The 26,683-nt window shown below is 64.1% G+C and carries 19 protein-coding genes; 18 read left to right on the forward strand and 1 reads right to left on the reverse strand.

The window, feature by feature from the left end; all coding sequences use genetic code 11:
- The first annotated feature begins 76 nt into the window (after nt 1-76).
- Nucleotides 77-2,407, forward strand: coding sequence for a RelA/SpoT family protein (locus Tam10B_RS11610; protein ID WP_093961391.1), 2,331 nt, complete (start codon nt 77-79; stop codon nt 2,405-2,407).
- Nucleotides 2,408-2,667: 260 nt separating this feature from the next.
- Here the strand turns inward: Tam10B_RS11610 and Tam10B_RS11615 are convergent, their stop codons facing one another.
- Complete coding sequence (locus tag Tam10B_RS11615; RefSeq protein WP_093961392.1) at nt 2,668-4,086, reverse strand: DUF349 domain-containing protein; 1,419 nt, start codon at nt 4,084-4,086, stop codon at nt 2,668-2,670.
- A gap of 87 nt (nt 4,087-4,173) precedes the next feature.
- Between Tam10B_RS11615 and hisS the strand changes: the two genes are divergently transcribed.
- From hisS to Tam10B_RS11700, 17 genes are all read left to right on the forward strand, one after another.
- A complete protein-coding gene (gene hisS, locus Tam10B_RS11620) occupies nt 4,174-5,556 on the forward strand; it encodes a histidine--tRNA ligase (protein ID WP_093961393.1) in 1,383 nt (460 codons plus the stop codon).
- 68 nt (nt 5,557-5,624) lie between these two features.
- The gene (gene aspS, locus Tam10B_RS11625) at nt 5,625-7,424 is read left to right on the forward strand and encodes an aspartate--tRNA ligase (protein WP_093961394.1); all 1,800 of its coding nucleotides are present in this window, start codon (nt 5,625-5,627) and stop codon (nt 7,422-7,424) included.
- A gap of 127 nt (nt 7,425-7,551) precedes the next feature.
- Nucleotides 7,552-8,112 carry a YbaK/EbsC family protein gene (locus tag Tam10B_RS11630; protein WP_198947600.1) on the forward strand — a complete coding sequence of 187 codons (561 nt, stop codon included), beginning with the start codon at nt 7,552-7,554 and terminating at the stop codon, nt 8,110-8,112.
- Nucleotides 8,113-8,209: 97 nt separating this feature from the next.
- Entirely contained in the window at nt 8,210-8,986 is a 777-nt protein-coding gene (locus Tam10B_RS11635) for an amino acid ABC transporter ATP-binding protein (protein ID WP_093961395.1), read from the forward strand.
- An 80-nt stretch (nt 8,987-9,066) separates the two neighbouring features.
- Nucleotides 9,067-9,897, forward strand: a complete 831-nt coding sequence (locus Tam10B_RS11640; RefSeq protein WP_093961396.1) for a glutamate ABC transporter substrate-binding protein — start codon at nt 9,067-9,069, stop codon at nt 9,895-9,897.
- A gap of 1 nt (nt 9,898) precedes the next feature.
- The gene (locus Tam10B_RS11645) at nt 9,899-10,576 is read left to right on the forward strand and encodes an amino acid ABC transporter permease (RefSeq protein ID WP_093961397.1); all 678 of its coding nucleotides are present in this window, start codon (nt 9,899-9,901) and stop codon (nt 10,574-10,576) included.
- Nucleotides 10,577-10,580: 4 nt separating this feature from the next.
- Nucleotides 10,581-11,792 carry an amino acid ABC transporter permease gene (locus tag Tam10B_RS11650; RefSeq protein WP_093961398.1) on the forward strand — a complete coding sequence of 404 codons (1,212 nt, stop codon included), beginning with the start codon at nt 10,581-10,583 and terminating at the stop codon, nt 11,790-11,792.
- A gap of 475 nt (nt 11,793-12,267) precedes the next feature.
- A complete protein-coding gene (gene kdpA / locus Tam10B_RS11655) occupies nt 12,268-13,944 on the forward strand; it encodes a potassium-transporting ATPase subunit KdpA (RefSeq protein WP_093961399.1) in 1,677 nt (558 codons plus the stop codon).
- Between the two features lie 3 nt (nt 13,945-13,947).
- Nucleotides 13,948-16,116 carry a potassium-transporting ATPase subunit KdpB gene (gene kdpB, locus Tam10B_RS11660; RefSeq protein ID WP_093961400.1) on the forward strand — a complete coding sequence of 723 codons (2,169 nt, stop codon included), beginning with the start codon at nt 13,948-13,950 and terminating at the stop codon, nt 16,114-16,116.
- A gap of 24 nt (nt 16,117-16,140) precedes the next feature.
- The gene (gene kdpC, locus Tam10B_RS11665) at nt 16,141-16,767 is read left to right on the forward strand and encodes a K(+)-transporting ATPase subunit C (RefSeq protein WP_093961401.1); all 627 of its coding nucleotides are present in this window, start codon (nt 16,141-16,143) and stop codon (nt 16,765-16,767) included.
- A 132-nt stretch (nt 16,768-16,899) separates the two neighbouring features.
- A complete protein-coding gene (locus tag Tam10B_RS11670; RefSeq protein WP_093961402.1) occupies nt 16,900-19,716 on the forward strand; it encodes an ATP-binding protein in 2,817 nt (938 codons plus the stop codon).
- Nucleotides 19,694-20,401, forward strand: a complete 708-nt coding sequence (locus Tam10B_RS11675) for a response regulator (protein ID WP_093961403.1) — start codon at nt 19,694-19,696, stop codon at nt 20,399-20,401. Before Tam10B_RS11670 ends, Tam10B_RS11675 begins: the two co-directional genes overlap by 23 nt.
- 47 nt (nt 20,402-20,448) lie before the next feature.
- The gene (locus tag Tam10B_RS11680) at nt 20,449-21,177 is read left to right on the forward strand and encodes a ubiquinone/menaquinone biosynthesis methyltransferase (protein WP_158214213.1); all 729 of its coding nucleotides are present in this window, start codon (nt 20,449-20,451) and stop codon (nt 21,175-21,177) included.
- A 125-nt stretch (nt 21,178-21,302) separates the two neighbouring features.
- Complete coding sequence (locus Tam10B_RS11685; RefSeq protein WP_143248649.1) at nt 21,303-22,466, forward strand: metallophosphoesterase; 1,164 nt, start codon at nt 21,303-21,305, stop codon at nt 22,464-22,466.
- On the forward strand, nt 22,442-22,885 hold the full coding sequence (locus Tam10B_RS11690) for a 5'-nucleotidase C-terminal domain-containing protein (protein WP_093961406.1): 444 nt from the start codon (nt 22,442-22,444) through the stop codon (nt 22,883-22,885). Before Tam10B_RS11685 ends, Tam10B_RS11690 begins: the two co-directional genes overlap by 25 nt.
- Nucleotides 22,886-22,957: 72 nt before the next feature.
- Nucleotides 22,958-23,938, forward strand: a complete 981-nt coding sequence (locus tag Tam10B_RS11695) for a PPK2 family polyphosphate kinase (protein ID WP_408606677.1) — start codon at nt 22,958-22,960, stop codon at nt 23,936-23,938.
- An 87-nt stretch (nt 23,939-24,025) separates the two neighbouring features.
- Nucleotides 24,026-26,575, forward strand: coding sequence for a DEAD/DEAH box helicase (locus Tam10B_RS11700; RefSeq protein WP_093961408.1), 2,550 nt, complete (start codon nt 24,026-24,028; stop codon nt 26,573-26,575).
- Nucleotides 26,576-26,683 lie beyond the last annotated feature (108 nt).

Raw genomic sequence — 26,683 nt, forward strand, 5'->3', positions numbered from 1 at the left:
GGGCGCGAATGCGACGGTTAGCGGGGAAACTCATTACAATGGGCACCACCACAGCCGCGTAGGAGAGGAGAGCATTATGGCCGAACAAGGCAATGACAAGCCCAAGGATATCTCCGCGCACGAGTTGGGCTGCGAGATCAGCGCCGACCCGCTCAACCCGCTGCTGCCCATCCGGCAGATGTGCGAGTTGCACCATCCCGACGACGATCTGTCGATCCTGCAGCGTGCCTATGACCGGGCGGTGATCCAGCATGCGCCCCAGCGCCGCAAGTCGGGCGAACCGTACATCATCCACCCTCTGGCCGTGGCACAGATCCTCGCCGATCTGGGCATGGGGCCGCTGGTCGTGGCCGCTGGTCTGCTGCATGACACCGTTGAGGACACCGACTACACGCTCGATCAGTGCCGTCGTGAGTTTGGCGACACCGTGGCGGGTCTCGTCGACGGCGTCACCAAGCTGAGCAAGATGGACTACGGCGACTCCGCACAGGCGGAGACCATCCGCAAGATGGTGGTGGCCATGAGCCGTGACGTCCGCGTACTCGTGGTCAAGCTGGCCGACCGCGTGCATAACGCCCGTACCTGGCGCTACGTCAAGACGCCCAGCGCCCAGCGCAAGGCGCGTGAGACCCTCGACGTATATGCGCCGCTGGCGAACCGTCTGGGCATGAACGCCATCAAGACCGAGCTCGAGGAGCTGAGCTTCAAGGTACTCCATCCGAAGATCTACAACGAGATCGTCGTATTGGTCGCCCGACGCGCCGGCCAGCGCGAAGTGTATCTCAAGCAGATCCTCGAAGAGGTCAATGCCGATCTGAAGAAGCAGAACGTCAAGGCGTACGTGACGGGTCGGCCAAAGGACTACTTCAGCATCTACCAGAAGATGATCGTGCGCGGTCATGATTTCGAGAACATCTACGATCTGGTGGGTGTGCGCATCATCGTCGACTCGATCCGCGACTGCTATGCTGCGCTTGGCGCCGTGCATGCGCGATGGAACCCTGTTCCCGGAAGGTTCAAGGACTACATCGCCATGCCGAAGCTCAACATGTACCAGAGTCTGCACACCACCGTGGTGGGGCCTGGCGGCAAGCCGGTGGAGATCCAGATCCGTACGTGGGACATGCACCGTCGTGCGGAGTTCGGCATCGCCGCCCATTGGAAGTACAAGGAGAACGGTCAGGCCGGCCGTGCGCTGTCGTCCCCCGACAAGTCCGACCGCAAGCGCGAAAGCACCGACGAATACAAGGAGCTGTCCGAGGCCGACAATCTCAAGTGGATCCAGCAGCTTGCCGATTGGACCAGCGAGACCCCCGACTCCGACGAATTCCTCGGCTCTCTCAAGCAGGACCTTGGCTCCGCGGAGGTCTACGTCTTCACGCCGAAGGGCAAGATCGTCTCCCTGCCCGCCGATGCGACACCGGTGGACTTCGCCTATGCGGTGCATACCGAGGTCGGCCATCGCACCATGGGCGCGCGTGTCAACGGACGCCTGGTTCCGCTGGACACCAAGCTCGATAACGGCGACACGGTGGAGATCCTCACTTCCAAGTCGGATACCGCAGGACCTTCGCGCGACTGGCTGAGCTTCGTCAAGAGTCCCAAGGCCCGAAACAAGATTCGCCAGTGGTTCAGCAAGGAACGCCGCAGCGAGGCCATCGAGGAGGGACGTGACGAGCTGACGCGCGCCATGCGCAAGCGCAACATGCCCATCTCGGCGCTGCTGACCCCCGAGGCGCTCATCGGCGTGGCGGAGGAACTCAACTACCCCGATCCCAACGCGGTGTTCGCCGCCATCGGCGAGGGACAGGTCTCCACTCAGAACGTCATTTCGCGTCTGGTCAAGGACGTCGGTCCGGCCGAGGTGGATGACGAGGTGGAGCAGGAGGCCCTGCCGTTGCAGCGCGTCCGCAACGTCGACAGCACGCCGGGCATCTCCGTCAAGGGCGTCAACGACGTGTGGGTCAAGCTCGCCAAATGCTGCATGCCGGTCCCGGGCGACGCCATCGTCGGCTTCATCACCAAGGCCCAGGGTGTGTCCGTGCATCGTGCGGACTGCCAGAATCTCATCGATTTGAAGAAGCATCAGGGCGATCGCATCGTCGAGGTGGCGTGGAACAGCACGAACGGCACGTTCCTGGTGAAGATCCAGGTCGAGGCGCTCGACCGTCCGCACCTGCTCAGCGACGTGACCCGTATGCTGTCCGATCACGGCGTGAACATCATCTCGGGCACGATCTCCACCGGCGACGATCGCGTGGCCACCAGCCAGTTCGTCTTCGAGATGGCCGACCCCCAGCATCTCAACACGCTACTGTCGGCCGTGCGCAAGATCGACGGTGTGTTCGACTGCTACCGCATCACCGGAGCCAAGGACAGCGCGGAGCCGCGGCTGCGTCATATGTAAGCATATGTAAGTCGAATAAACGAACGGGTGGGGAGAATGCATGGCGCATTCTCCCCACCCGTTTTCGTATGAGCAGTGCCGAATCCCATCCGTCTGGTGGACCGCGGCAGGAGGACTCATTAACGTCATGTGGGCATAGACGTCATGTGGGCACGCGTTACACCCATATGGGTATGAGAAGGGGTCTTCCCCAACGATTCCGACCGGAATATATGGGAAAGACCCCTGACGTCTTTTCGCGTCTATGAAGACGAAGAAGACTACTTCACCGCGTTGAGCCACTGCTCCTTGGTGGCCTTCTCGGCCTCAAGTGCGGCCTTCTTCTTCGGATCGGACTCGTTGGCGATCTTCTCGCTCAGCTCCGCGAGCTGGGCGGTCAGCTGCTCCTCGAAGCTGGACTTGCGGGCATCGGTCTCCGGATCGGACTGCGTCCATTCGGCATCCTCGACGGCCTTGATCTGCTTCTCCACGGCGTCGAGACGGCTTTCGATGCGGTGAACGTCGCCACGCGGCACATAGCCGATCTGATCCCACTCGTCCTGGATCTTGCTCAGGGCCTGACGGGCCTCCTTGGCGGCCTTCACGTCCTTCACGGGAAGCAGGGCCTCGGCGCGGACCAGCAGAGCCTCCTTGGCGGCGAGATTCTCCTTCTCGCTGGAGTCGATCTGGTCGCGATCGGCCTGGCGAGCGTTGAAGAAGGTGTCCGCGGCCTCGCGGAAACGGGCCCACAGTGCGTCGTCGTCGTTGCGTCCGGCGCGGCCGGCCTTCTTCCAACGATCCATCAGCTCGTTGAACTTGCGGGAGGTCTCGCCCCAATCGGTGGAATCCTTGATGCCGTCGGCCTCTTCAATGATGGATTCCTTGATGCTCTTGGCGCGGGCGCGCTCGGCGTCACGGTTCTGCGCCCACTTGCGGCGGGACTGGTTGAACACGGTGCGGGCGGAGGAGAAGCGCTTCCACAGCACGTCGGCCTGGGCCTTGTCGATGCGCACGCTGGTGCGCTGGTGCGCCTGCCACTCGTCGAACAGGGCGCGGAACTTGTCCGCGGTGGAGCGCCAGTTCGTGTTGTCGCCAAGAGAGGCGGCCAGTGCCTCGGCCTTCTCCACGATGGCGGTGCGCTCTTCGATAGCCTTGGCCACGGCGGCCTTGCGCGCGGCGGCCAGCTCCTCCTTCTTGGCGGCGCCGGCGGCGGCCAGCTCCTCGAACTGGGCGTTCAGCGCGGCGAGATCGCCCACCACCGGCGGGTTCGTGATCTCCTGCTTGAGCAGCTTGAGGGAATCGTCGATGTCATGCGGCTTGACGCTCTGCGACTTCAGACGGGTGGCCAGGAAGTCGAGCTTCGCCTTGAGGTCAAGGTAGCGGGTGGCGTACAGGCGCAGCGCCGCATCCGTGCCGTTGCCGGAATCGGTGAACTGGCCGACCTCGCGTTCGCCGTCACCGTCCTTCACATACACGGTGCCATCGTCGGCGACACGCCCGAACGCCTCGGCCTTGGCAAGCTCCTCGTCGGAGTACGAGCTCTTGACCGGAGCCACCTTCGGGGTCTTCTTCGCGAAGGCCGCGGGGGAGGGGGCGTGCGGTTTGGGGGCCGCCGGCTTCGGCGCCGCCTTCGAAGACGCGGAGGCCTTCGGGGCGTTGGCGGATACGTTCTCGGGTGTGGTTGCAGTCTCGTCCGACATGACCAGCTCCTTGTGTTCTTGCGTGAGAGAGATTGGGAAGAACCGAATACCACGATTTTTCCACAACTAGACCTATTATATGGACTCGTGGCAAAAGGCGCATCATTATCAGGTTTCCCGGAGTGGCTTCCCGAAGAACGGGTCGTCGAGCAGCAGGCTATCGACACGCTCCGCAGGATTTTCGAACTCAATGGATTCCTCGGCATCGAGACACGAGCCGTGGAACAGGGCTCCAGCCTCCTGAAGAAAGGCGAGACCAGCAAGGAGATCTACCTGCTGAGCCGACTTCAGGAAGTGGGACAGGAAAACGACACGCCGGTTGAGGACCGACTCGGCCTGCACTTCGACCTCACCGTGCCGCTGAGCCGGTATGTGGTCGAGCATTCCGGCGATGTGGCGTTCCCGTTCAAGCGCTGGCAGATCCAGAAGGTCTGGCGCGGCGAGCGTCCCCAGGAGGGCCGTTTCCGCGAATTCATCCAGGCCGACATCGACGTGGTGGGCAACGGGGACCTCCCCTCCCACTACGAGGTGGAGCTTCCGCTCGTCATGGTGTCCGCACTCGAGGCGCTGCGCGCGTTCGGCCTGCCCAAGGCCACCGTGCACGCCAACAACCGCAAGCTCTCCGAGGGCTTCTACCGCGGTCTCGGACTCGACGACATCGAGGGCGTGCTTCGCGAGATCGACAAGCTCGACAAGATCGGCGCCGATGAGGTGTCCAAGCTGCTGATCTCCGAGTGCGGCGCTACCGAGGCCCAGGCGAAGGCATGCCTCGAGCTGGCCGAGCTGAGCGCGTCCACCGGCGAGGAGCTGGAACGCGAATTCCGCGCGCTGTGCGCCAAGCACGGCATCGAGGAATCCTCCGACGCATACGCCCTGGCCGCGGAGGGACTCTCCACGCTCGCCATGATCGTGGATGAGGCCGCCCGCATCCGCCCGGGCTCCGTGGTGGCCGATCTGAAGATCGCCCGCGGACTCGACTACTACACCGGATCCGTGTACGAGACCTTCCTCGACGGCGCCGCGTCCCTCGGTTCGATCTGCTCCGGTGGACGGTACGACAACCTCGCCACCCAGGGCAAGAAGAAGTACCCCGGCGTGGGCCTGTCCATCGGCCTGTCCCGACTGGTCTCCTACATGCTGCACACCGCCGGCGCCCACGCGAACCGACAGTCGCCGGCCGCCGTGCTCGTGGCCGTGTGGAACGAGGACGAGCGTGGCGAGGCCAACCGCATCGCGGAGGCCCTGCGCTCCCGTGGCATCGCCACCGACGTGGCCCCCACCGCGGCCAAGCTCGGCAAGCAGATCAAGTACGCCGACAAGCTGGGCATCCCGTACGTGTGGTTCCCCGGTCAGGAAGGCGCCGGCGACGAGGTGAAGAACATCGTCACCGGAGACCAGGAGGCGGCCGACCGCACGTCGTGGCAGCCGGATACTGTGTACTCCCGGCAGACCGTCGAATACGGGGACTGATCCGCATTTGATCCGAACAATTTCCGCGTGACTGTTCATCACGGGGAACCGACAACAAAGGACGGAAGATGAGCCAGACGGCTTACAGAACACATCATGCGACCGAAGTGACCGAAGCCCTGGTGGGCCAGAAGGTCACCCTCGCGGGCTGGGTCGATCGTCGCCGCGACCACGGTGGCGTCGCCTTCATCGACCTGCGAGACAACACCGGCCTGGTGCAGGTCGTGATCTACGACGAGGAGGTGGCCCGCCCGCTGCGCAGCGAGTTCGTCGTGCAGATCACCGGCGAGGTGCGCCTGCGTCCGGAAGGCAACGAGAACGATCATCTCGCCACCGGCAAGATCGAGGTCGTCGTCGAGGACCTCAAGGTGCTCGCCAAGTCCGATGCACTGCCTTTCCAGGTGTCCACGGCGCTCGAGAACGAGTCCGAGAACAAGCTGCCCGGTGAGGACGTGCGTCTCAAGTACCGTTATCTCGATCTGCGTCGTCCCTCCATGCAGCACAACCTCAAGCTGCGCTCCGACATGGCCAAGGCCGCGCGCCACGCGCTCGAGGAGATGGACTTCACCGAGGTCGAGACCCCGACGTTCATCAAGTCCACCCCGGAAGGCGCTCGCGACTTCGTCGTGCCGGCCCGTCTGGTGCCCGGCTCCTGGTACGCGCTGCCGCAGTCTCCGCAGCTGCTCAAGCAGCTGCTCATGGTCTCCGGCGTGGAGCGCTACTACCAGCTCGCCCGCTGCTATCGCGACGAGGACTTCCGCGCCGACCGCCAGCCCGAGTTCACCCAGCTCGACATGGAGATGGCCTTCGTCGATCAGGAAGACGTCATGGCCATGGCCGAGAAGGTCATCGCCGCCATCTGGAAGTCCGCCGGATACGACATCCAGCTGCCGATCGCCCGCATCTCCTGGCAGGACGCCATGGACAAGTACGGCTCCGACAAGCCCGATCTGCGTTTCGGCAACCAGATCGTCGAACTGACCGACTACTTCAAGAACACGCCGTTCCGCGTGTTCCAGGCCCCCTACGTGGGCGCCGTCGTCTACCAGGGCGCCGCCGATCTGCCGCGCCGCAAGTTCGACGCCTGGCAGGACTGGGCACGCCAGCGCGGTGCCAAGGGCCTCGCCTACGTGCAGTTCACCGCCGACGGCACCCTCAAGGGCCCCGTCGCCAAGAACCTCTCCGACGCTGAGCGCGAAGGCCTGCGCGAGGCCGTCGGCGCCCAGCCCGGTGACGCCGTGTTCTTCGCCGCCGGCTCCCGCGAGTCCTCCCAGCTGCTGCTCGGCGCCGTGCGCGTCGAGATCGCCCGTCGTCAGGGTCTGCTCGATCCGAAGAAGTTCGCCTTCACCTGGGTCGTCGACTTCCCGCTGTTCAAGCCCACCGACGATCCCGACGACGACGATGTGGCGGTCGGCCACTCCAAGTGGACCTCCATGCACCACCCCTTCACCATGCCGTCCACTGACTGGATCGACAAGTTCGATCAGGATCCCGAGCACGCCATGTCCGACTCCTATGACATCGTCTGCAACGGCGAGGAGATGGGCGGCGGTTCCGTGCGTATCCACCGCGACGACATCCAGGACCGCGTCCTCAACGTCCTCGGCATCGAGCCCGAGGAGGCCAAGGAGAAGTTCGGCTTCCTGCTCGACGCCTTCAAGTTCGGTGCCCCGCCGCACGCCGGCATCGCCCTCGGTTGGGATCGCACCGTGTCGATCCTCGCCGGCGCCGACTCCATCCGCGACGTCATCGCCTTCCCGAAGGCCGGTGGCGGCCGTGATCCGCTGACCGGCGCCCCGGCTCCGATCTCGGACGAGCAGCGCGCCGAAACCGGTGTCGATTACGATCCCGAGGAAGACGAGGACTGATCGCAGTCGATAACGGTTCCGATAACCGTTCATAGAGAATGCGAATAGCGCCATCGGCATGTGCCGGTGGCGCTTTCGTTATATTCGGTGCCAGTAGCGAATTGGAAAGCCGGGAATGGGGGAACGCATGGCTTTGGAGATACTGGACTGGCGTGATGGACGTCTGCTGGCGAAGCCGGTGTTCGATGCGTTGAATACCCTGATCGCCTCGGGTGTGGACGAGAGCCTGGTCATCGGCGTCACCGAGAACACCGACGAGGAGTCCGACACCGACCTGTGGTGCCCGAAATACGGGATCCCCTTCGAGACCACCGGCAATGTCGTGGTGGTTCACACGCACAAGACCCGCAAGGCGCCGCCGCAGTTCGCCGCCGCATTCGTCACGGCCGACACCCGCGCCGATCTCAACGGACTGGTCAAGCACACGCTCGAGGTCAGCAAGGTGTCGTTCGCTCCCATCGCCGCCGCCGTGGAGGCCACCGGCATGGAATCCGGCGGCATGTCACCGATCGGGCTGCCGTCCGACTGGCCGCTGCTCGTGGACCGTCGCGTCCTCGACATTCCCGAGCTCTATCTCGGATCCGGCATCCGTCCTTCCAAACTCGTGGTGAACGGCGCGATCTTCGAGTCCGTTCCCGGCGCGCGCATCGTGGACGGACTCGGTAAGCCCCGCCCCCGGCAGGCATAGCGCCATGCATTGCGGAAGGCCGGCAGAGCCGGTCTTCCGATTCCACCCATCGAGCCGGGTCAATCGATTGAAAAGGGCATAGGCTATACTGCCCCGTATGTCTGAAGAGAAGATTCTGAACAACACCAAGGGTGCCGAGCGCCCGCTTGTGGAACTCACCCACGTCGAAAAGCACTTCGGCGATCTCCATGTCCTCAAGGACATCAATCTGAAAGTCACCAAGGGCGAGGTACTGGTCGTCGTCGGCCCCTCCGGCTCCGGCAAATCGACCATGTGCCGTACCATCAACCGACTGGAGACCATCGATTCGGGCGACATCCGCATCGACGGCAAGCCGCTGCCGCAGGAAGGCAAGGAGCTGGCCAACCTGCGTGCCGAAGTGGGCATGGTGTTCCAGTCGTTCAACCTGTTCGCCAACAAGACCATCCTCGAAAACGTGACCCTGGCCCCCATGCGCGTTCGTCACATGGACAAGAAGGAGGCCGAGGATCTGGCCATGGACCTGCTGGCCCGCGTCGGCGTGGACTCACAGGCCAACAAGATGCCCTCCCAGCTGTCCGGCGGCCAGCAGCAGCGCGTCGCCATCGCCCGCGCCCTGGCCATGCAGCCCAAGGTCATGCTGTTCGACGAGCCGACCTCCGCCCTCGACCCGGAGATGGTCAACGAGGTGCTCGACGTGATGATCGAACTGGCCCATGAGGGCATGACGATGATCTGCATCACCCACGAGATGGGCTTCGCCCGCCGCGCCGCCGACCGCATCGTGTTCATGGCCGACGGCGAGATCCTCGAAGAGGCGTCGCCGGACGAGTTCTTCGACCATCCGAAGACCGACCGCGCCAAGGACTTCCTGTCGAAGATCCTCACGCACTGAGATCCACGCACCGTATCGATGACAGACCGCCGTGCGTGACCATGGCGGAGGAAACGAGTGAAGAGAAAACCATGAATGCAATGACTTTCAGCCTGCGACGGCTGGGACGAAAGGCGCTGGCGTGCCTGTGCGCGCTGGCGTGCCTGGTGTCCCTCGCCGCCTGCGGGTCGGACGCCGAGGCGGGCAAGATCCGCATCGGCATCAAGTTCGACCAGCCCGGACTCGGCTTCAAGAAGTCCGGCACCTATGTGGGATTCGACGTTGACGTAGCCAAGTACGTGGCCCGTCAGCTTGGATACTCCGAAGACGAGATCGTGTGGAAGGAAGCCCCGTCCAAGCAGCGTGAAGCCATGCTGCAGAACGGCGACGTGGACATGATCCTCGCCACGTATTCGATCACGGACGCGCGCAAGAACGCCGTCTCGTTCGCCGGCCCGTACTTCGTCGCCGGACAGGATCTGCTCGTCCGCAAGGACGACACCTCCATCAAGGGTCCCGAGGACCTCAACGGCAAGCGCCTGTGCTCGGTGACCGGTTCGACGTCCGCCACCACCGTCAAGGAGAAGTTCGCCAACGAGGTGCAGCTCATGGAGCAGCCCGGCTACGCCGAATGCGCCACCGCACTGTTCTCCGGCATCGTGGACGCGGTGACCACCGACGACATCATCCTCGCCGGCCTCGCCTCGGCATCCCGCGGCAAGCTCAGGGTGGTCGGCAAGCCGTTCACCCAGGAATACTACGGCGTGGGCATCAAGAAGGGCGACAAGGCGTTCGCCAAGAAGATCAACGCCGCGATCGAATCCATGATCGAGGACGGCTCCTGGCAGCGTGCCGTCGCGGAAAACACCAAGGGCACCGGATACAAGCCGAACGCCGAATACAACCCGCCGAAGCCCACGGAGGGGGAGTGACATGCAAAGCTTCATCAGCCTGTTCAGCGAATACAACATTCCCGCCGCGTTCCTCGTCAACATCGAGCTGACGCTCTGGTCCGCGCTCTTCTCGCTCATCCTCGGCGTGATCCTCGTCATGATGCGCATCTCGCCGATCGGCTCCATGCGCGCCGTCGCAGGCGGCTACGTCGAGTTCTTCAAGAACATGCCATTGACCATCATCATGGTGTTCATGGTGCTCGGCGCCTACGCGCAGCTCAAGCTCACCTTCTCCGACACGTTCGCCACGAACTTCTTCTGGCTCGCCGTGACCGGACTGAGCCTGTACACGGCGGCGTTCGTATGCGAATCCCTGCGTTCGGGCATCAACACCGTGCCGATCGGCCAGGCCGAGGCGGCGCGAGCGCTGGGACTGAGCTTCATGCAGTCCGCCACGCAGATCATCCTGCCGCAGGCGTTCCGCGGATCGGTCGCCCCACTTGGCAACACGTTCATCGCACTGCTGAAGAACTCCACCGTTGCGGCCGCCGCCTCCGTGGCCACCGAAACCTCCTCGCTGATGAGCGAGATGATCGAATACCATCCCGACGTGATCGTCTCGATCTTCCTGATCTTCGCGTTCGGCTACGTGATTCTGATCATCCCGATCGGCATGCTCACCACGTTCCTGTCCAACAAGCTCGCAGTGAGAAGGTGACCACATGAACAACACCTCATCATCCGTACTGTTCGACCAGCCCGGTCCCAAGGGCCGTCGCCGCATCACGATCATCAACTGGGCGGCAGGTCTGTGCTTCGCCGTGATCCTCCTGCTGATCCTCATGCGTCTGCACAATCCGCCGGACGGCGAGAACCAGCTCAGCTGGGAGCTGTGGAAGCCCGCGCTCGAAAAGGAGGCGTGGACCGACTTCTACCTGCCCGGCCTGTGGATGACCATCAAGGCGTCCGTGCTCGCCGTCGTCGGATCCGTGGCCTTCGGCCTGCTGTTCGGCATCGGCCGACTGCTGCCGAACGTGATCATCCGACTGGTCTCCTCCGTGGTGGTCGAGTTCTGCCGCGCCGTGCCCGTGCTGCTGCTCATGATCTTCTTCTGGCGCTGGTTCGCCTTCGCAGGCATGGCCGCCCCCTCCTACTGGGCGGTCGTGCTGGCCTTGGTGCTCTACAACGGATCCGTCGTGGCCGAGCTCGTCCGATCCGGCGTAGGCAACCTGCCCGGCGGACAGCGTGAGGCGGCGCTCGCACTGGGTCTGACCCGCACCGAATCGCTCATGCAGATCGAGGTGCCGCAGGCCGTGACCGCCATGCTGCCCGCAGCCGTCACCCAGCTGGTCGTCGTGCTCAAGGACACGGCCCTCGGCTCGATCATCATGTACACCGACCTGCTGCAGGAATCGCGCCGACTCGGATCCATGTACTTCAACATCCTGCAGACGCTGGTCGTGGCCGGCATCGTCTACTTCTTCGCCTGCTGGCTGCTGTCCCGTCTGGCCGAATGGCTGCCCGAGCACATGCAGAAGCGCACCGCCGCCCCGGTGGACACCGAACCGGTCGCGCCCATCGCCGTGATGGACCCGTCCAACGTCAACCAGATCGCCGTGGCCAAGGAAGTGAAGGAGCTGCCGCTCGGCGGCACCCCGCGCAAGTATCACGTCCACCATCGTGGCACGAACGCGTCGATCCACAACTGGCGTCGCACCCGTTACGAACAGGGCTACGATGAGACCCATCCGGAGAGCCAGGCCGATCCGGCCGCCGGTGAAAAGACCGGAAAGACTCCGAAGAAGACCGAGGGACACCCCGAGTCCAAGAAGAGCTTCTCCGGCGACCACCACCGGTTCGGCGCCGCATCGTTCAAGCACGGCAACGACATCGGCAAGGGACACACCGACATCGGCGGCAAGCCTAGGATCTGACACGCCGATCTGACAAGCCACGGTTTCCTTTTGGGGTCCGCACCGGTTTCTCGGTGCGGACCCCTTTGCGCGTTAAGGGCGTGTTAGCGGATTGTCGCGATTCCCGGGCAAAGCCGTATGTAAACCGTTAGGATGCGATTCCGTCCTCGTCATGCTCCCTAGCATGGAATGCGTAATGGCCGGTCGGCGCGATGAAGCACGGGAAACATGTGCTGCGCCGACCGGTTTTCGTTTGATTGAAGGAGAGGACATGCCTTGGTGGGTTGATGTCGCCTACGTCGCCGGCGCGATCGTCATATTCGTCGTGCTTGACCTGTGCGGAAAGTGGGTGGACAAGCTATGATGGCCATTTTCACCACGGTGGGTGTGATTCTGGGAATCGTCGGTGTCGTCTACATGACGTACTCCCTGTGCCGTCCCGAGAAGTTCTGATACGGGTTCGGGGTCCTAAAACGTCAAGGATCAAGGTTTCGATATGGTTTATCTGTATGCTGTTCTGGCATTCGCGCTGATTGCCAGCATTCTGGCGGTGATGTACAAACCGCTGGGCGACTACATGTACGGGGTCTTCACTTCGAAGGATGATCTGTTCTTCGAGCGCTGGATCTACCGGATCATCGGCGTCGCCTCCGACAAGGAGCAGACCTGGAAGGCCTACCTGCGCGGCGTGCTCGGCTTCTCCCTGATGAGCGTGCTGGTGCTTTACCTGCTGCAGAGGGTGCAGCATTGGCTGCCGTTCTCCCTGGGCTTCCCGAACGTCGAGGGCCCTCTGGCGTTCAACACGGCCGCATCGTTCGTGACGAATACGAACTGGCAGTCGTACTCGCCGGACGTGACGCTCGGCTACACGGTCCAGTTCGCGGGGCTCGCCGTGCAGAACTTCGTCTCGGCGGCCGTGGGCATCGCCGTGGCCATCGCCCTGGTTCGAGGCTTCGCGCGTCGTCGGTCCGACACCATCGGCAATTTCTGGGTCGACCTGACCCGCTGCACGATGCGCATCCTCCTGCCGATCTCCATCGTCATGGCCATCATTCTCATGGCCCTTGGCGTGGCGCAGAACTTCGCGGGCTTCGTCGACGTGCATACTGTCGCCGGCGGAAGCCAGACGATCATGCAGGGCCCGGTCGCCTCGCAGGAGGTCATCAAGGAGCTCGGCACCAACGGAGGCGGCTTCTTCAACGCCAACTCCTCCCATCCCTATGAGAATCCGAACATGTGGACGAATCTCATCGAGATCCTGCTGATGCTGTGCATCCCGGTGGCGCTGACCCGCACCTTCGGACGCATGGTCGGCAATGTGCGTCAGGGGTATGCCCTGCTTGGCGCCATGACCACGCTGTTCGCCGTCGGCTTCCTGGCCGTGGTGACCGCCGAATCGTTCTCCAACGATCCGATCACCGGTCTGACCGGAGGCTCGATGGAAGGCAAGGAGGATCGTTTCGGCATCGTCTGGTCCGGTCTGTTCGGCACGACGTCCACGGGCACGTCCACGGGAGCGGTCAACTCCATGCATGACTCCTACACGGCGCTTGGCGGCATGGTGTACATGGTCAACATGATGCTCGGCGAGGTGAGCCCGGGAGGCGTGGGCTCCGGCCTGTACAGCATTCTGGTCATGGCGGTCGTCGCCGTGTTCATCGCGGGGCTCATGGTGGGCCGCACGCCGGAGTACCTGGGCAAGAAGATCGGCCCGCGTGAGATGAAGATGGCGTCGCTGTACTTCCTCGTCATGCCGGTCACCGTCGTCGTGGGCGTGGCGTTGAGCTTCGCCCTGCCGTTCGCCCGCCAGTCCGTGTTCGACACGTCGTTGGCCAACAGCGGCAACCATGGGTTCTCGGAGGTCGTCTACGCATTCGTTTCGGCGGCCAACAACAATGGTTCCGCGTTCGCCGGCCTCACCGCCGACACCCCGTGGCTCGACACCGCGCTGGGCGTGGCCGTGCTGCTCGGCAGGTTCGTGCCGATCGTGCTGGTCGTCGCATTGGCCGGCTCCCTCGCCAAGCAGGATGTCGTCCCGCAGACATCGGGAACGATGAGGACCGACAACCGTCTGTTCGTGTTCCTGCTGGTGTTCGTTATCTTCATTATCTCCGCGCTGACGTTCTTCCCGACTCTTGCTCTGGGACCGTTGGCTGAAGGATTGGTGGCGTAAGCAATGTCTACCGCAACTGCGAATGACGTCGCGAACGATATCGCGTCTGACGTCAGGAATTCCAACAACAAGTCCATGGGGGTCATGCTCGTGAAGAGCCTGCCCGACGCGCTGCGCAAGTTCGACCCGCGCAACATGTGGCACAACCCCGTCATGTTCATCGTATGGGTCGGCGCGGCGTTCCTTACGCTGCTGGCCGTCGCGCAGCTGTTCTCCCCGGACGATCTCTCGCATGGCCAGCCGGTGTACTTCACCTGGATCATCGCCATCGTGCTGTGGTTCACCGTACTGTTCGCGAATCTCGCCGAGGCGGTGGCCGAGGGGCGTGGCAAGGCGCAGGCCGACGCGCTGCGCAAGACCCGCACCACCACGCCGGCCCATCGTGTGGTGTGCTATGACGCGGAGAACGATCCCGATGTACGCGGTCCGGAGAAGGGGCATGGACCTTCGTCGATCGTGGAGGTGCCCAGCTCCGATCTCAAGCTCGGTGACGTGGTCGTCGTGGAGGCCGGTGATCTGATCCCCGGCGACGGCGATATCATCTCGGGCATCGCGTCCGTGGACGAGTCGGCAATCACGGGCGAGTCCGCCCCCGTGATCCGTGAGTCCGGCGGCGACCGTTCCGCGGTCACCGGCGGTACGCGTGTGCTGTCCGATCGCATCATCGTGCGCATCACGCAGAAGCCGGGTGAGAGCTTCGTCGACAAGATGATCGCCCTGGTGGAGGGTGCCAACCGTCAGAAGACACCGAACGAGATCGCCCTGGACGTGCTTCTGAGCTCGCTGACCATCATCTTCCTCATCGTGGTTCTGTGCATCAACCCGCAGGCGTCCGCTGTGGGCGCCTCGGTGAGTCTGACCGTGCTGATCGCCCTGCTGGTATGCCTGATCCCGACCACGATCGGCGCCCTGCTGTCCGCCATCGGCATCGCGGGCATGGATCGTCTGGTGCAGCGCAATGTGCTGGCCACGTCGGGCCGTGCCATCGAGGCGGCCGGCGACGTCACCACGCTGCTGCTGGACAAGACCGGCACCATCACGTACGGCAACCGTCAGGCGTCCAACTTCCACACCCTGCCCGGCGTGGACCACGACGAGATCGTGCGCGCCGCGGCGCTGAGCTCCCTTACCGACTCCACCCCGGAAGGCCAGTCCATCGTGGATCTGGCCCGCAAGGAGGGCATGGAGCTGGACGACATCGAGGGGGCCAAGGCCGTGCCGTTCACCGCCGAGACCCGTATGTCCGGCCTTGATCTTCCCACCGGGGAGCGGATTCGCAAGGGTGCCACCTCGGCCATCGAGCACTGGGTCTCCGAGGAGGGGGCCGGCATCGGCCAGGAGGTGCTCGACGCGATGCATGATCGTGTCGAGAGCGTCTCGAACGCAGGTGGCACGCCTCTGGTGGTGGCCGAGCAGGGTGCGAACGGTGTCGTCAGGATCCTCGGCGTCGTCCAGCTCAAGGACGTCGTGAAGAAGGGTCTGCGCGAACGGTTCGCCGACATGCGCGCCATGGGCATCCGCACGGTGATGGTCACGGGCGACAATCCGCTGACCGCCGCCGCGATCGCCAAGGAGGCCGGCGTCGACGATTTCATCGCCGAGGCCAAGCCCGAGGACAAGCTCGCCTACATCAAGAGGGAGCAGTCCAAGGGGCAGCTCGTCGCCATGACCGGTGATGGCACCAACGACGCCCCCGCCCTGGCGCAGTCCGATGTGGGCGTGGCCATGAACTCCGGCACCTCCGCGGCCAAGGAGGCGGGCAACATGGTCGATCTCGACTCCGATCCGACCAAGCTCATCGACATCGTGCAGATCGGCAAGCAGCTGCTCATCACCCGCGGCGCGCTGACCACGTTCTCGATCGCCAACGACATCGCGAAGTACTTCGCGATCATTCCGGCCATGTTCATGGAGCAGTTCCCCGGACTGGGCGTGCTCAACGTCATGGGCCTGCACAGCTCGCTGTCCGCCGTTCTGTCCGCGATCATCTTCAACGCGATCATCATCGTGCTGCTGATCCCCCTGGCGCTCAAGGGCGTGAAGTATCGCGCCAAATCGTCCGAGAAGATCCTGGGACGCAATCTGTCGATCTACGGCCTGGGCGGCATCGTCGTGCCGTTCGTCGGCATCTGGATCATCGACCTGTTCGTCCGTCTGATTCCCGGATTCTGATCCGGGGCTCGAAAGAAGGCATCTATGAAGAACGCAATGGCGCTCAACATGCGCAGCTATTGGGCCGGCCTCAAGACGGTCCTCGTGTTCACGGTCGTCGTGATCGTCTACACGTTCGCCATGTTCGGCATCGGCCAGCTTGGCATGCCGGACAAGGCCAACGGTTCGCTGATCACCGACCGGTCGGGGCAGGTGGTGGGTTCGTCCCTGATCGGCCAGTCGTTCACCGACTCCAAGGGCGAGGCGCTGCCCCGGTACTTCCAGGCCCGTCCCTCGGCGGCCGGCGTCGGAGACGACAATCCGTCCGGATATGACGCGTCCGCGTCGTCGGGAACGAACCTCGGCCATCGTGACGAGGGCCTCATCAAGGATGTCAGGACGCGTCGCGCCGATATCGCCAAGCGTGAGGGAGTGGACGTCAAGGACGTTCCCGCCGACGCCGTGACCGCGTCCTCCTCCGGACTGGATCCGGACATCAGCCCCGAATACGCGGCCATTCAGGTGCGTCGCGTGGCCAGGGAGCGTGGCCTCAGCCAGGAGAAGGTCGAACAGCTGGTCAAGGACAACACCACGGGCCGTGGGCTTGGATTCATCGGCGAGCCCGTCGTCAATGTGGTGACGCTCAACAAGGCCCTTGACGACCTGTCCTGATCCATTCCGCCCCTGGAGGGGCGGGGCGGGCCCGTTCCTGCGTCTCGTTCGCGGGAGCGGGCTTTCGTCCGTTCGGGTCGCTCTGCATCTACAGTGGAGTCCGAAAATCATCGCGGAAAGGAGCGCATCGCAATGGCAAGGGCGCGAGGATCATTCCGGGTTCTGCTCGGCGCAGCCCCCGGCGTGGGCAAGACCGTGGCCATGCTCAAGGAGGGGCATCGGCTCCGGGCCGAGGGACGGGATGTGGTCATCGCCCTGTTGGAGACCCATGGTCGCAAGGCCACGGAGGTGTCCGCGGAGGGACTGGAGATGGTCCCCAGACGGCATGTGCGCTACCGGGGCATGCTGCTGGACGACATGGACCTGTTCGGGGTGATCGAACGGCATCCGCAGGTGGCGCTGGTCGATGAGCTTGCCCATACGAACGTTCCCGGATCCGTGCATGAGAAACGCTGGCAGGATGTCGAGGATCTGCTGGACGCGGGCATCGACGTGATCACCACCATCAACGTGCAGCATATCGAGTCGCTGAACGACGTGGTGCGTGAGATCACCGGAAGCACGCAGAAGGAGACCGTGCCGGACAAGGTGCTGCGATCGGCCACGCAGGTCGAGCTGGTCGATCTTCCTCCGGAGACTCTGCGCGAACGTCTGTCCGCGGGATTGGTGTACAAGCCCGATCGTGTGGACGCCGCGTTGAGCAACTACTTCCGCGTGGGCAATCTCACCGCGCTGCGCGAGCTGGCGCTGCTCTGGCTTGCGGGCCGTGTGGACGAGGCGTTGAAGGAGTATCGCAGCGAGCATCACATCAGCGCCAAGTGGGAGACGCGCGAGCGCGTGGTGGTGGCGTTGTCCGGCGGACCGGAGGGAGACCAGCTGCTGCGGCGAGGCGCACGCGTTGCCCGTGCCTCGGGCGGCGGCGATCTGATCGCCGTTCATGTCACTTCGGAGGACGGTCTGACGGGCGCGGACCCGGGGCTGCTGACCAGACAGCGCAGTCTCGTGGAGAAGCTCGGCGGCACGTATCATCAGATCGTCGGCGAGGATATTCCCGACGCCCTGCTGGATTTCGCCCGGGCGAACAACGCCACCCAGGTCATCGTCGGCGTGTCGAGGCGCAGTCTGCTGTCACGGTGGCTGGGCCGTCCTTCGGCGACGAGCGGCATCATCGCGAAATCCGGTGACATCGACGTGCACATCGTCACCCATTCGTTCGTCCATCGCGGGCTGCGGATACTGCCCCAGCATCGTCAGTCCCTGGGACTGGGCAGAAGGATCGTGGGCCTGATGTTCTCGCTGGTGTCGGTCCTCGGCGTCAGCTGGCTGTTGTCCATGTTCTCCTCCATACAGTCCGCCCAGCGTGATGCGCTGATCCTGCAGTTGCTGGTCGTGCTTTCCGCCGTGATCGGCGGTCTGGTGCCGGCGACGGTGGCCGCGGTGCTCAGTGGTCTGGCGCTTGATTTCCTCTATACCGTGCCGGTGGGCACGCTGCATGTGCTGCGTGTATCGGATGTGGTGACGATCATCCTGTATGTGGTCGTCGGGCTGATCGTCGCGATCGTGGTCGACAACGCCAGCGCTCGCGCCCGGCAGGCGCAACGGGCCAGGGCGGAATCGGAGATGCTGGCGAGCGTGGCGGGCGCCGTGCTGCGCAGCGACGATCCGTTACGCGCGATCGTGCATCGGACCCGTGAGGCGTTCGGATTCGATTGCGTGCGCATCCTCGATAGGGGACGGGTGATCGTCTCTGATGGCGAACCGCTGATGTCGTCGTCCATCGCGGACGACGGGGGAGACCACGATACGATCTCGCTGAGCAAGGACGGCCCGTCGCTTGAACTGTACGGCCATACGGTCGAGGCCGGTGACCAGCGCATGCTCATGGCCATCCTGTCGCAGATCCAGACGGTGATCGAGCACAATGACTTGGAACGGAAGGCCAGCGAGGTGGAGCCGCTCGCCGCGGCGGAGAAGATCCGTACCGCACTGCTCAACGCCGTCAGCCATGATCTTCGCCGACCCCTCGCCTCCGCCACCACCGCGGTATCCGGACTGCAGCGCATGGGCGACAAGGTAAGCGAGCAGGATCGTCAGGAGCTGCTCGGCGTCGCGTCCAACGGACTCAAGCAGCTTACCGATCTGGTGACCGATCTGCTGGACGTGTCCCGTCTTCGCGAGGGGGCTCTGCCATTGTCCCTGGTCGCAACCGACGTGGTGGAGTCCATCATGCCGCTGTTCGACGAACTGGACATAGGGCCGTGGAAGGTGGATCTCGACATCGCGCCCAATCTGCCCGCCGTCGTGGCCGACCCGTCGCTGCTGCGGCGCGCGCTGTCCAACGTGCTCGTCAACGCGCTGCGATTCACGCCCGGCGACAAACGGGTGCGGATCGCGGCGTCTACCTTCAACGGCGTCGTGGAAATCCGCATCGTCGATCAGGGGCCCGGCGTCCCGGACGACCGCAAGCAGGACATCTTCGTGCCGTTCCACCGGCTGGGGGACACCGACAACACCACGGGCCTCGGCCTGGGCATGGCCCTGTCGAAGGGATTCGTCGAATCGATGGGAGGCACGATCGAACCCGAGGACACCCCGGGCGGCGGACTGACCATGGTCATCTCCCTGCGCGTCGCGGACCCCGGACTGCGGGTCGGACAGCCGATCCCACGCGAGGAGCGGCCCGATCCCTCGCAGATGCTGGGGGAGACCACGCTCAACCTGTCCGGGGCGATCTCCGACGTCATCCTGCCGCTGCCCGGGGAGGGCCCCTCCGAGGAGCGCGGCCTCGACAGGTTCATCAACTATGGCATCACACGCGCCCCGGGCGATGCACGGAACGACGGCCGGGGAACCGATGCCGCCGACGTCTCGTCGACGCCGACGGCGGTCGCGCAACGGACCGGGAACAACGGGAAGGACGAACACAATGAAGATACTGATCGCGGATGACGACCCCCAGTTCCTCAAGGCGCTGAAGATCACCCTGCACTCCCAGGGGTACGAGATCGTCACGGCGCGCGACGGCGTGGAATGCATCACCGTGGCGGTGCGCGAACACCCCGACCTGTTCATGATCGATCTCGGCATGCCGAAGATGGACGGCATGGGCGTGATCCAGGGCGTGCGAGGATGGACCGAAGCCCCCATCCTCGTCGTGTCCGGACGGACCAACGAACGGGAGAAGGTCGCCGTGCTCGACGCCGGAGCCGACGACTACGTGACCAAACCGGTACCGATCGACGAGCTTCTGGCCAGGATCCGAGCCCTGCTGCGCCGCACACGCAAGGAGGATAACGACGCGGCGTCCTCCACCATAACCCTCGGAGACGTGACGGTCGATCTGACCGCCCACGCGGTATTCCGCGGCCGTGGAGGACGGCAGGTCCGCGTGCGACTCACCCCCACCGAATGGAAGGTGCTCGAAGCACTCGCCCGCAACGCCGGCCGTCTCGTGACCAGACAGGATCTGCTCACCGAAATCTGGGGGGCCCAGCACGTACGCGACACCGGATACCTGCGCCTGTACATCTCACAGCTGCGCAAGAAGATCGAGGACGATCCCTCGCATCCACGCTACCTGAAGACCGAACCCGGCATGGGATACCGTCTCGACATCGACGAACCACAGCACTGATCGACCGCAAGGCACGTCGCATGCGGGTCACGCGGTATCGTGACGGCATGAACACTCACGAACCACAGGCCAAGAATCCGGAACGACAAGCGGCCATGTTTTCACGGATCGCACGCCATTATGACCTGATCAACGACCTAGCCTCCCTAGGAAGGGACCGGACGTGGCGTCGCACGGTGACCGACGAACTCGAACGGGCCTGTCACGGACTCGACGGCAGGGAAATCCTCGACGTGGCATGCGGGACCGGCGCATCCTCGCGCGCTCTCGCCAACCGCGGGGCCGCGGTCACGGGCTGCGATATCAGTCCCGGCATGCTCGACATCGCTCGACGGGAGGAGTCCGAAGACCGGCGCGGTGCGCGAACTCCCATCCGATACGAATGCCACGACGCGCAACGACTGCCATTCGCCGACCGACGATTCGACGCGGTCACCATATCGTATGGACTGCGCAACATGCCCGACCCCCGAGCCACACTCGCCGACATGCGTCGCGTGTGCCGGGCGGGAGGGCCCATCATCGTACTCGACTTCGACACTCCGAACAATCCGGTTTGGCGTGCGATATACGAACGGTATCGTGCGATCGTACTGCCGGCGTTGGGCGATCTGTTCGGAGGCAACGGCGACGCCTACCGATATCTTGATGTCTCGATCGACGCATGGGCGGGCAGGAACGGCGTGGCCGCGATGCTGCGCGAGACCGGATGGCATGACGTGGCGTACCGGACGCTGTCCGGCTCAATCGCGTCGATATGCCGAGCACGCGCCTGACTCGTAGACAACATCGACGAGCATTACGGCAACGCGAACGTACGTCGATGGAAGTTCACGCCGTCGTCGCCAACAAGTCCAATCGCCGACCACTGACGGCCACCTTGCCTTGATACCGTGATCATGTGGTTTTCGAGAGTAAGCGGAGCGAAGGCCTGCATGCCGGGCGTACGCATCTGGCGGGAATCGCGATGATCCTCACGGTGACGGTGCTGCTTACCGGCACGATCGTGTCCCGGCCGGTCTCGGCGGTCGAGGATGAGCGCATGGTCACCATCGCGGACATCACCGATTTCCACGGGCACATCGAGCACGGGGAATGGGTCGAGTCGCAGCTGGAACGGGCCCGACGACACAATCCCGGCAATACGGTGGCCGTGTCGGCAGGGGATCTCGTGGGCGGATCGCCATACCCGTCGGCGGTTCAGCAGGACCGGCCTACGCTCGACATGGCCGGCGTATGGGGGCTGACCGTCAGCGCCATGGGCAATCACGAACTGGACCGCGGCGTCGACGACTTCAACGATCGGATCGCCGCGCCCGACAACGGCATAGCCTGGCTTGCCGCCAACGTGACGCATACGAAACAGTTCTCCAACCTTCACGATTACTCCATGCGCACCATCAACGGCACGCGCGTCGCCTTTGTCGGAGCGGTCACCGATCGTCTTTCCTCGGTGCTGTCCGCAAGCGTCATGAAGGACGTGCAGCTGAACGACACCGCCGTGCGCAGCATCAATCGCGTGGCCGACCGGCTTTCCGATGGAGACGAGTCCAATGGAGAGGCCGACGTTGTAGTCGCACTCATCCATGATGATGCGGACGCCATCGCCAAGGACCGGACCGGGTTGGACGGCAATATCGATCTCGTCTATGCCGGGCACACGCACGCGAACAAGACCGGACGGCACACCCGCTCCGGCGCGCCCATCATCGAAGCCGGCAGCTACGGCAATGCCGTCGCAGTGCAGGATCTGCTCGTCTCCGGGAGTGGCAGGGATTCCCACGTGACCGTTCGGGATGCGTTCGGCGTCCCATTGGAGAGGCGTGCCGACACCACCGTACGTACGGCGTCGGCGGGATCCTCTCCGGCGGTTGATCAGCGGGCGGGAGACATCGTGCGAGCCGCCAACGCATTCGCCCATGCCGACGGCGACGTTCCCGTCTCGAAGGTGAGCCAGCCGTATGACAAGACCGGCGAACGCGGGCGCGACGCGTTCGGGGAGACGCCGACGTTCGGGTCGGATTCTCCAATCCCGGCAGTCTGCGCACACGGGCCCTCGATCTGAACGGCGACGGCACGGTCACGGTCCGCGAGGCTCGGGACATGATGGCGCTCCAGTTCGACAACGCGACGGTCACGCTTGACGGCGCCCACGTCAAGCGACTGGTTGCCAGGCAGTGGAAACGTGGCCGGGATGGCGCCTGGCATCGCGGCGCGCTGGGCGTATCCTCCAACGTGTCCGCCGACATGTCGTTCTCCGACCGCACGGCGACGGTCAGGGAGCTGCGGATCGACGGCATCCCCGTCACCGACGACCAGACGGTCCTCGTGGCGGGCAACAGCTTCCTGCTCACGGGAGGGGACGGCTTCTCGGACTTCCTCTCCGGCAGGGACTATCGGGACACGGGCGTCCCCTACGCCCAGACCCTTATCGATTTCCTCCGTTCCGGCGGCGCGTTCCGATCCGGTACCGGGAACACGTGACGGGATATGCCGTCGCAACGGGAGCAAAGCGACTACAGTGGTCTGCACGAACTCAACGTGGAGGAGGCTGTCATGGGAGACACCCGGTATATCAACAGCACGCTGAAAAGCGCGTCCGATTCCAGCCGAGGACTCGACAAGGCCATCAAACGGCAGAAGTCATTGCAGGAGCGACTGGAACTCGCCAGTCAGACGTCGGCGCTGCTGAGCTCGGTGTGGAGCAAGCATCCATCGACCCGCCTGAGGTTCGGCCAGGGGGTGACCGACCTGTCGGACGTCAAGGGATCGTCCACGCCGGGATTCCATGCCACCAGTGCCGAGGGGGAGCGGTTCATCGCGCTGAGCTCCACCGAGATCGCCCGATACCAGAGTCTGCTGTATGCCAATGGCTCGGCGGGCGGACACCGTCGTCTGCTGATCGTGCTGCAGGGCATGGACGCCTCGGGCAAGGGCGGCATCGTGCGTCACGTGTTCCGTCAGGTCAATCCGATGGGCATCCACTACCACGGGTTCGGCAAACCCACGGATGAGGAAAAGGAGCATGATTTCCTCTGGCGCGTGCGCAGGGAGCTGCCGGCGGACGGATGGATCTCCATCTTCGACCGGTCCCACTACGAGGACGTGGTGATGCCCCACGTCTACCACACCATGGAGGATGACGTGTGGCGCCCCCGCTACGAGACGATTCGCCGGTTCGAGAAGGATCTGGTCGCCGACGGGTGCGCGATCATCAAGATCTTCCTCGTCGTCTCCCGCGAGGCACAGCGCAAGCAGTTCCTCGAGCGGCTCGACGATCCGACCAAGTACTGGAAGTTCGACGAATCCGATCTGGACGCGCGCGACCGGTGGGACGACTACATGGCCGCGTGGCAGGAGGTATTCGAACAGACCGGCACCGGCTACGCACCCTGGTACATCGTGCCGGCCGACAACCGATGGTATTCCCGCGCCGTGGTCTCCGAACTGCTGCGCGTGACCCTCAAGAGCATGGACCTGTCTTGGCCCGCAGCGGACTTCGACATCGATGCGGCCAGACAGCGGCTGCGTAAATGACCGATGCGCACACGATTCGTCACACACCGTTGACGGGCGCCGTCCGTCCGAAACCCACGGCCGACGCCACCCGCTAGACTTGGTCGGGTGGAACAAGGGACTTTACAGGAATTGATACCGGGGTACGGCGATGACGACCGCAACCTCGACGCCGACGCCATCTACGACCGTTTCTTCTCATGGGTGGAATCACGGGGCATCACCCCATGGCCGCATCAGGAGGAGGCCATCATGTCGCTGCTCGCCGGCGACCACGTGATCCTGTCCACCCCCACCGGGTCCGGCAAATCACTGGTGGCGCTGGGCCTGCACTTCGCGGCGCTGTGCACGGGCCGCCGCTCATACTACACCGCGCCCATCAAGGCGCTCGTGTCGGAGAAGTTCTTCGATCTTGTGGCCACGCTCGGCCGCGACAATGTCGGCATGATCACCGGCGACACGCATATCAACGCCGATGCGCCCGTCATCTGCTGCACCGCCGAGATCCTCGCCAACCAGGCGCTGCGCGAGGGCGAGCGCGCCGACATCGGCTGCGTGGCCATGGACGAATTCCACTACTACGGCGATCCCGAACGCGGATGGGCATGGCAGGTGCCGCTGCTCACCCTGCCCCACACGCAGTTCCTGCTCATGAGCGCCACGCTCGGCGACGTGACCGGCATCGCCGACACGTTGGAGCGGCATACGCGCGCCGACGTAGCCATCGTAGACGACGCGAAACGTCCCATCCCGCTCAGCTACGAATACGTCGACACACTGCTCGCCTCCACCGTGGAGCTGACCATGCGCCGCGGCGAATCCCCCGTGTACGTCGTCCACTTCTCGCAGGACGCCGCATTGGAGACGGCGCAGGCACTCTCCAGCGCCGGCGTCACCACCAAGGAGCAGCGTGCGCGCATCGCCGAGGCCGTCAAGGGCACCAGGTTCACCACCGCGTTCGGCAAGATCCTGCAACGGCTGCTGCGCACCGGCATCGGCGTGCACCACGCCGGCATGCTGCCCCGATACCGTCGTCTCGTCGAACAGCTCGCCCAGCAGGGGCTCCTACCCATCATCTGCGGCACCGACACGCTCGGCGTGGGCATCAACGTGCCCATCCACACGGTGATCCTCACCCAGCTGACCAAGTTCGACGGCTCCCGCATGCGTCGACTGCGAGCCCGAGAATTCCATCAGATCGCGGGACGCGCCGGACGATCCGGATTCGACACCGAAGGCCTCGTCATCGCCGAGGCGCCCGAATACGAGATCGAGAACGCGCGTGCCCTCGCCAAGGCCGGCAACGATCCCAAGAAGCTCAAGAAGGTCAAGCGCAAAAAGGCACCCGAAGGCTTCGTCACCTGGAACAACGCCACCTTCGACAAGCTCATCGACCAGCCGCCGGAGACGCTCACCCCGCACATGCGCATCACCCATTCCATGGTCCTCGCCGAGGTCGAACAGGGCGGCGACGCGCGCGCACGGGTCAACGATCTCATCGACGACTCCGCACAGACCCCGCAGCAGAAGGAAAAGCTCCACGCCCGTGCCGACGAGATCTTCCAGACCCTCATCGACACGCAGGTCATCGAAAGCGAAACCAATCCCGACGGCACCGTCGACTACTACACCACCGTCGACCTGCCCGAGGACTTCGCCCTCGACCAGCCGCTCTCGCCCTTCCTGCTCGCCGCGCTCGAACTGCTCGACCCGGAAAGCGACACCTACGCCCTCGACGTGATCTCCATGGTCGAGGCCACGCTGGAAGACCCACGGCAGGTTCTTCGCGCGCAGGAACGCCAGGCGCGTGACAAGGCGCTCGCCGACATGAAGGCCGACGGGCTCGACTACGACGAACGCATGGACAGGCTTCAGGAGATCACCTATCCGAAGCCGCTCGAGGACATGCTCGACGCGGCGTTCACCCAGTACCGCAAGGACGTGCCCTGGGCCAACGACTACTGGCTCAGCCCCAAATCGGTACTGCGCGACATGATCGAAACCGCATCCGACTTCACCGGATACATCGCCCGATACGGCATCGCCCGTTCCGAGGGAACATTGCTGCGATACCTGTCCGACGCCTACCGTGCGCTCGAACGCACCGTGCCTCCGGAGAAATGCGACGACCAGCTCGACGACATCATCGCCTGGCTGCGCGTCATCGTGCGCGGCATCGACTCCAGCCTCGTCGACGAATGGGAGAACACAGGCAAGACCATGGACGACGCCGCCACGACCGCCGCACCGCCCACGCGCGACAGCGTGGTCCAGGACCGCCGCGGCCTGACCGTCCTCGTACGCAACGCCCTCTTCCACCGCGTCGAACTCATCGACAAGGAGGACACCCGCACCCTCGCCGCGCTCGACGAGAACTGGGGCATGGGACTGCGAGACTGGGAGGACACGCTCGACGACCTCTACGACGAACACGAATACATCAACGTCGACGCACAGGCCCGGTCGAAGGACTACTTCATTCTCGACACCCGGCACGAAAACGACGAACACACCTGGCATGTCCGTCAGATCCTCGATGACTCCGACGGCGACCACGACTGGGCCATCGACGGCATCATCGACCTCGACGCCACCCAGGACAGCGCCGAGGTCGTCTTCGTCGACTACAAGGTCGGCCCCATCGAGGACCTGCAATAGCCGGCATTCGCGCTCGCCGCACCACACCCGTGATGCAGGACGATCCCGAAGCATCCAAGCCCACGGCGTAGAACAGTAGAACACTCGTTCGAGCCGTGGGCTACACTG

This window comes from Bifidobacterium vansinderenii, from assembly GCF_002234915.1.
GTDB classification, from domain to species: domain Bacteria; phylum Actinomycetota; class Actinomycetes; order Actinomycetales; family Bifidobacteriaceae; genus Galliscardovia; species Galliscardovia vansinderenii.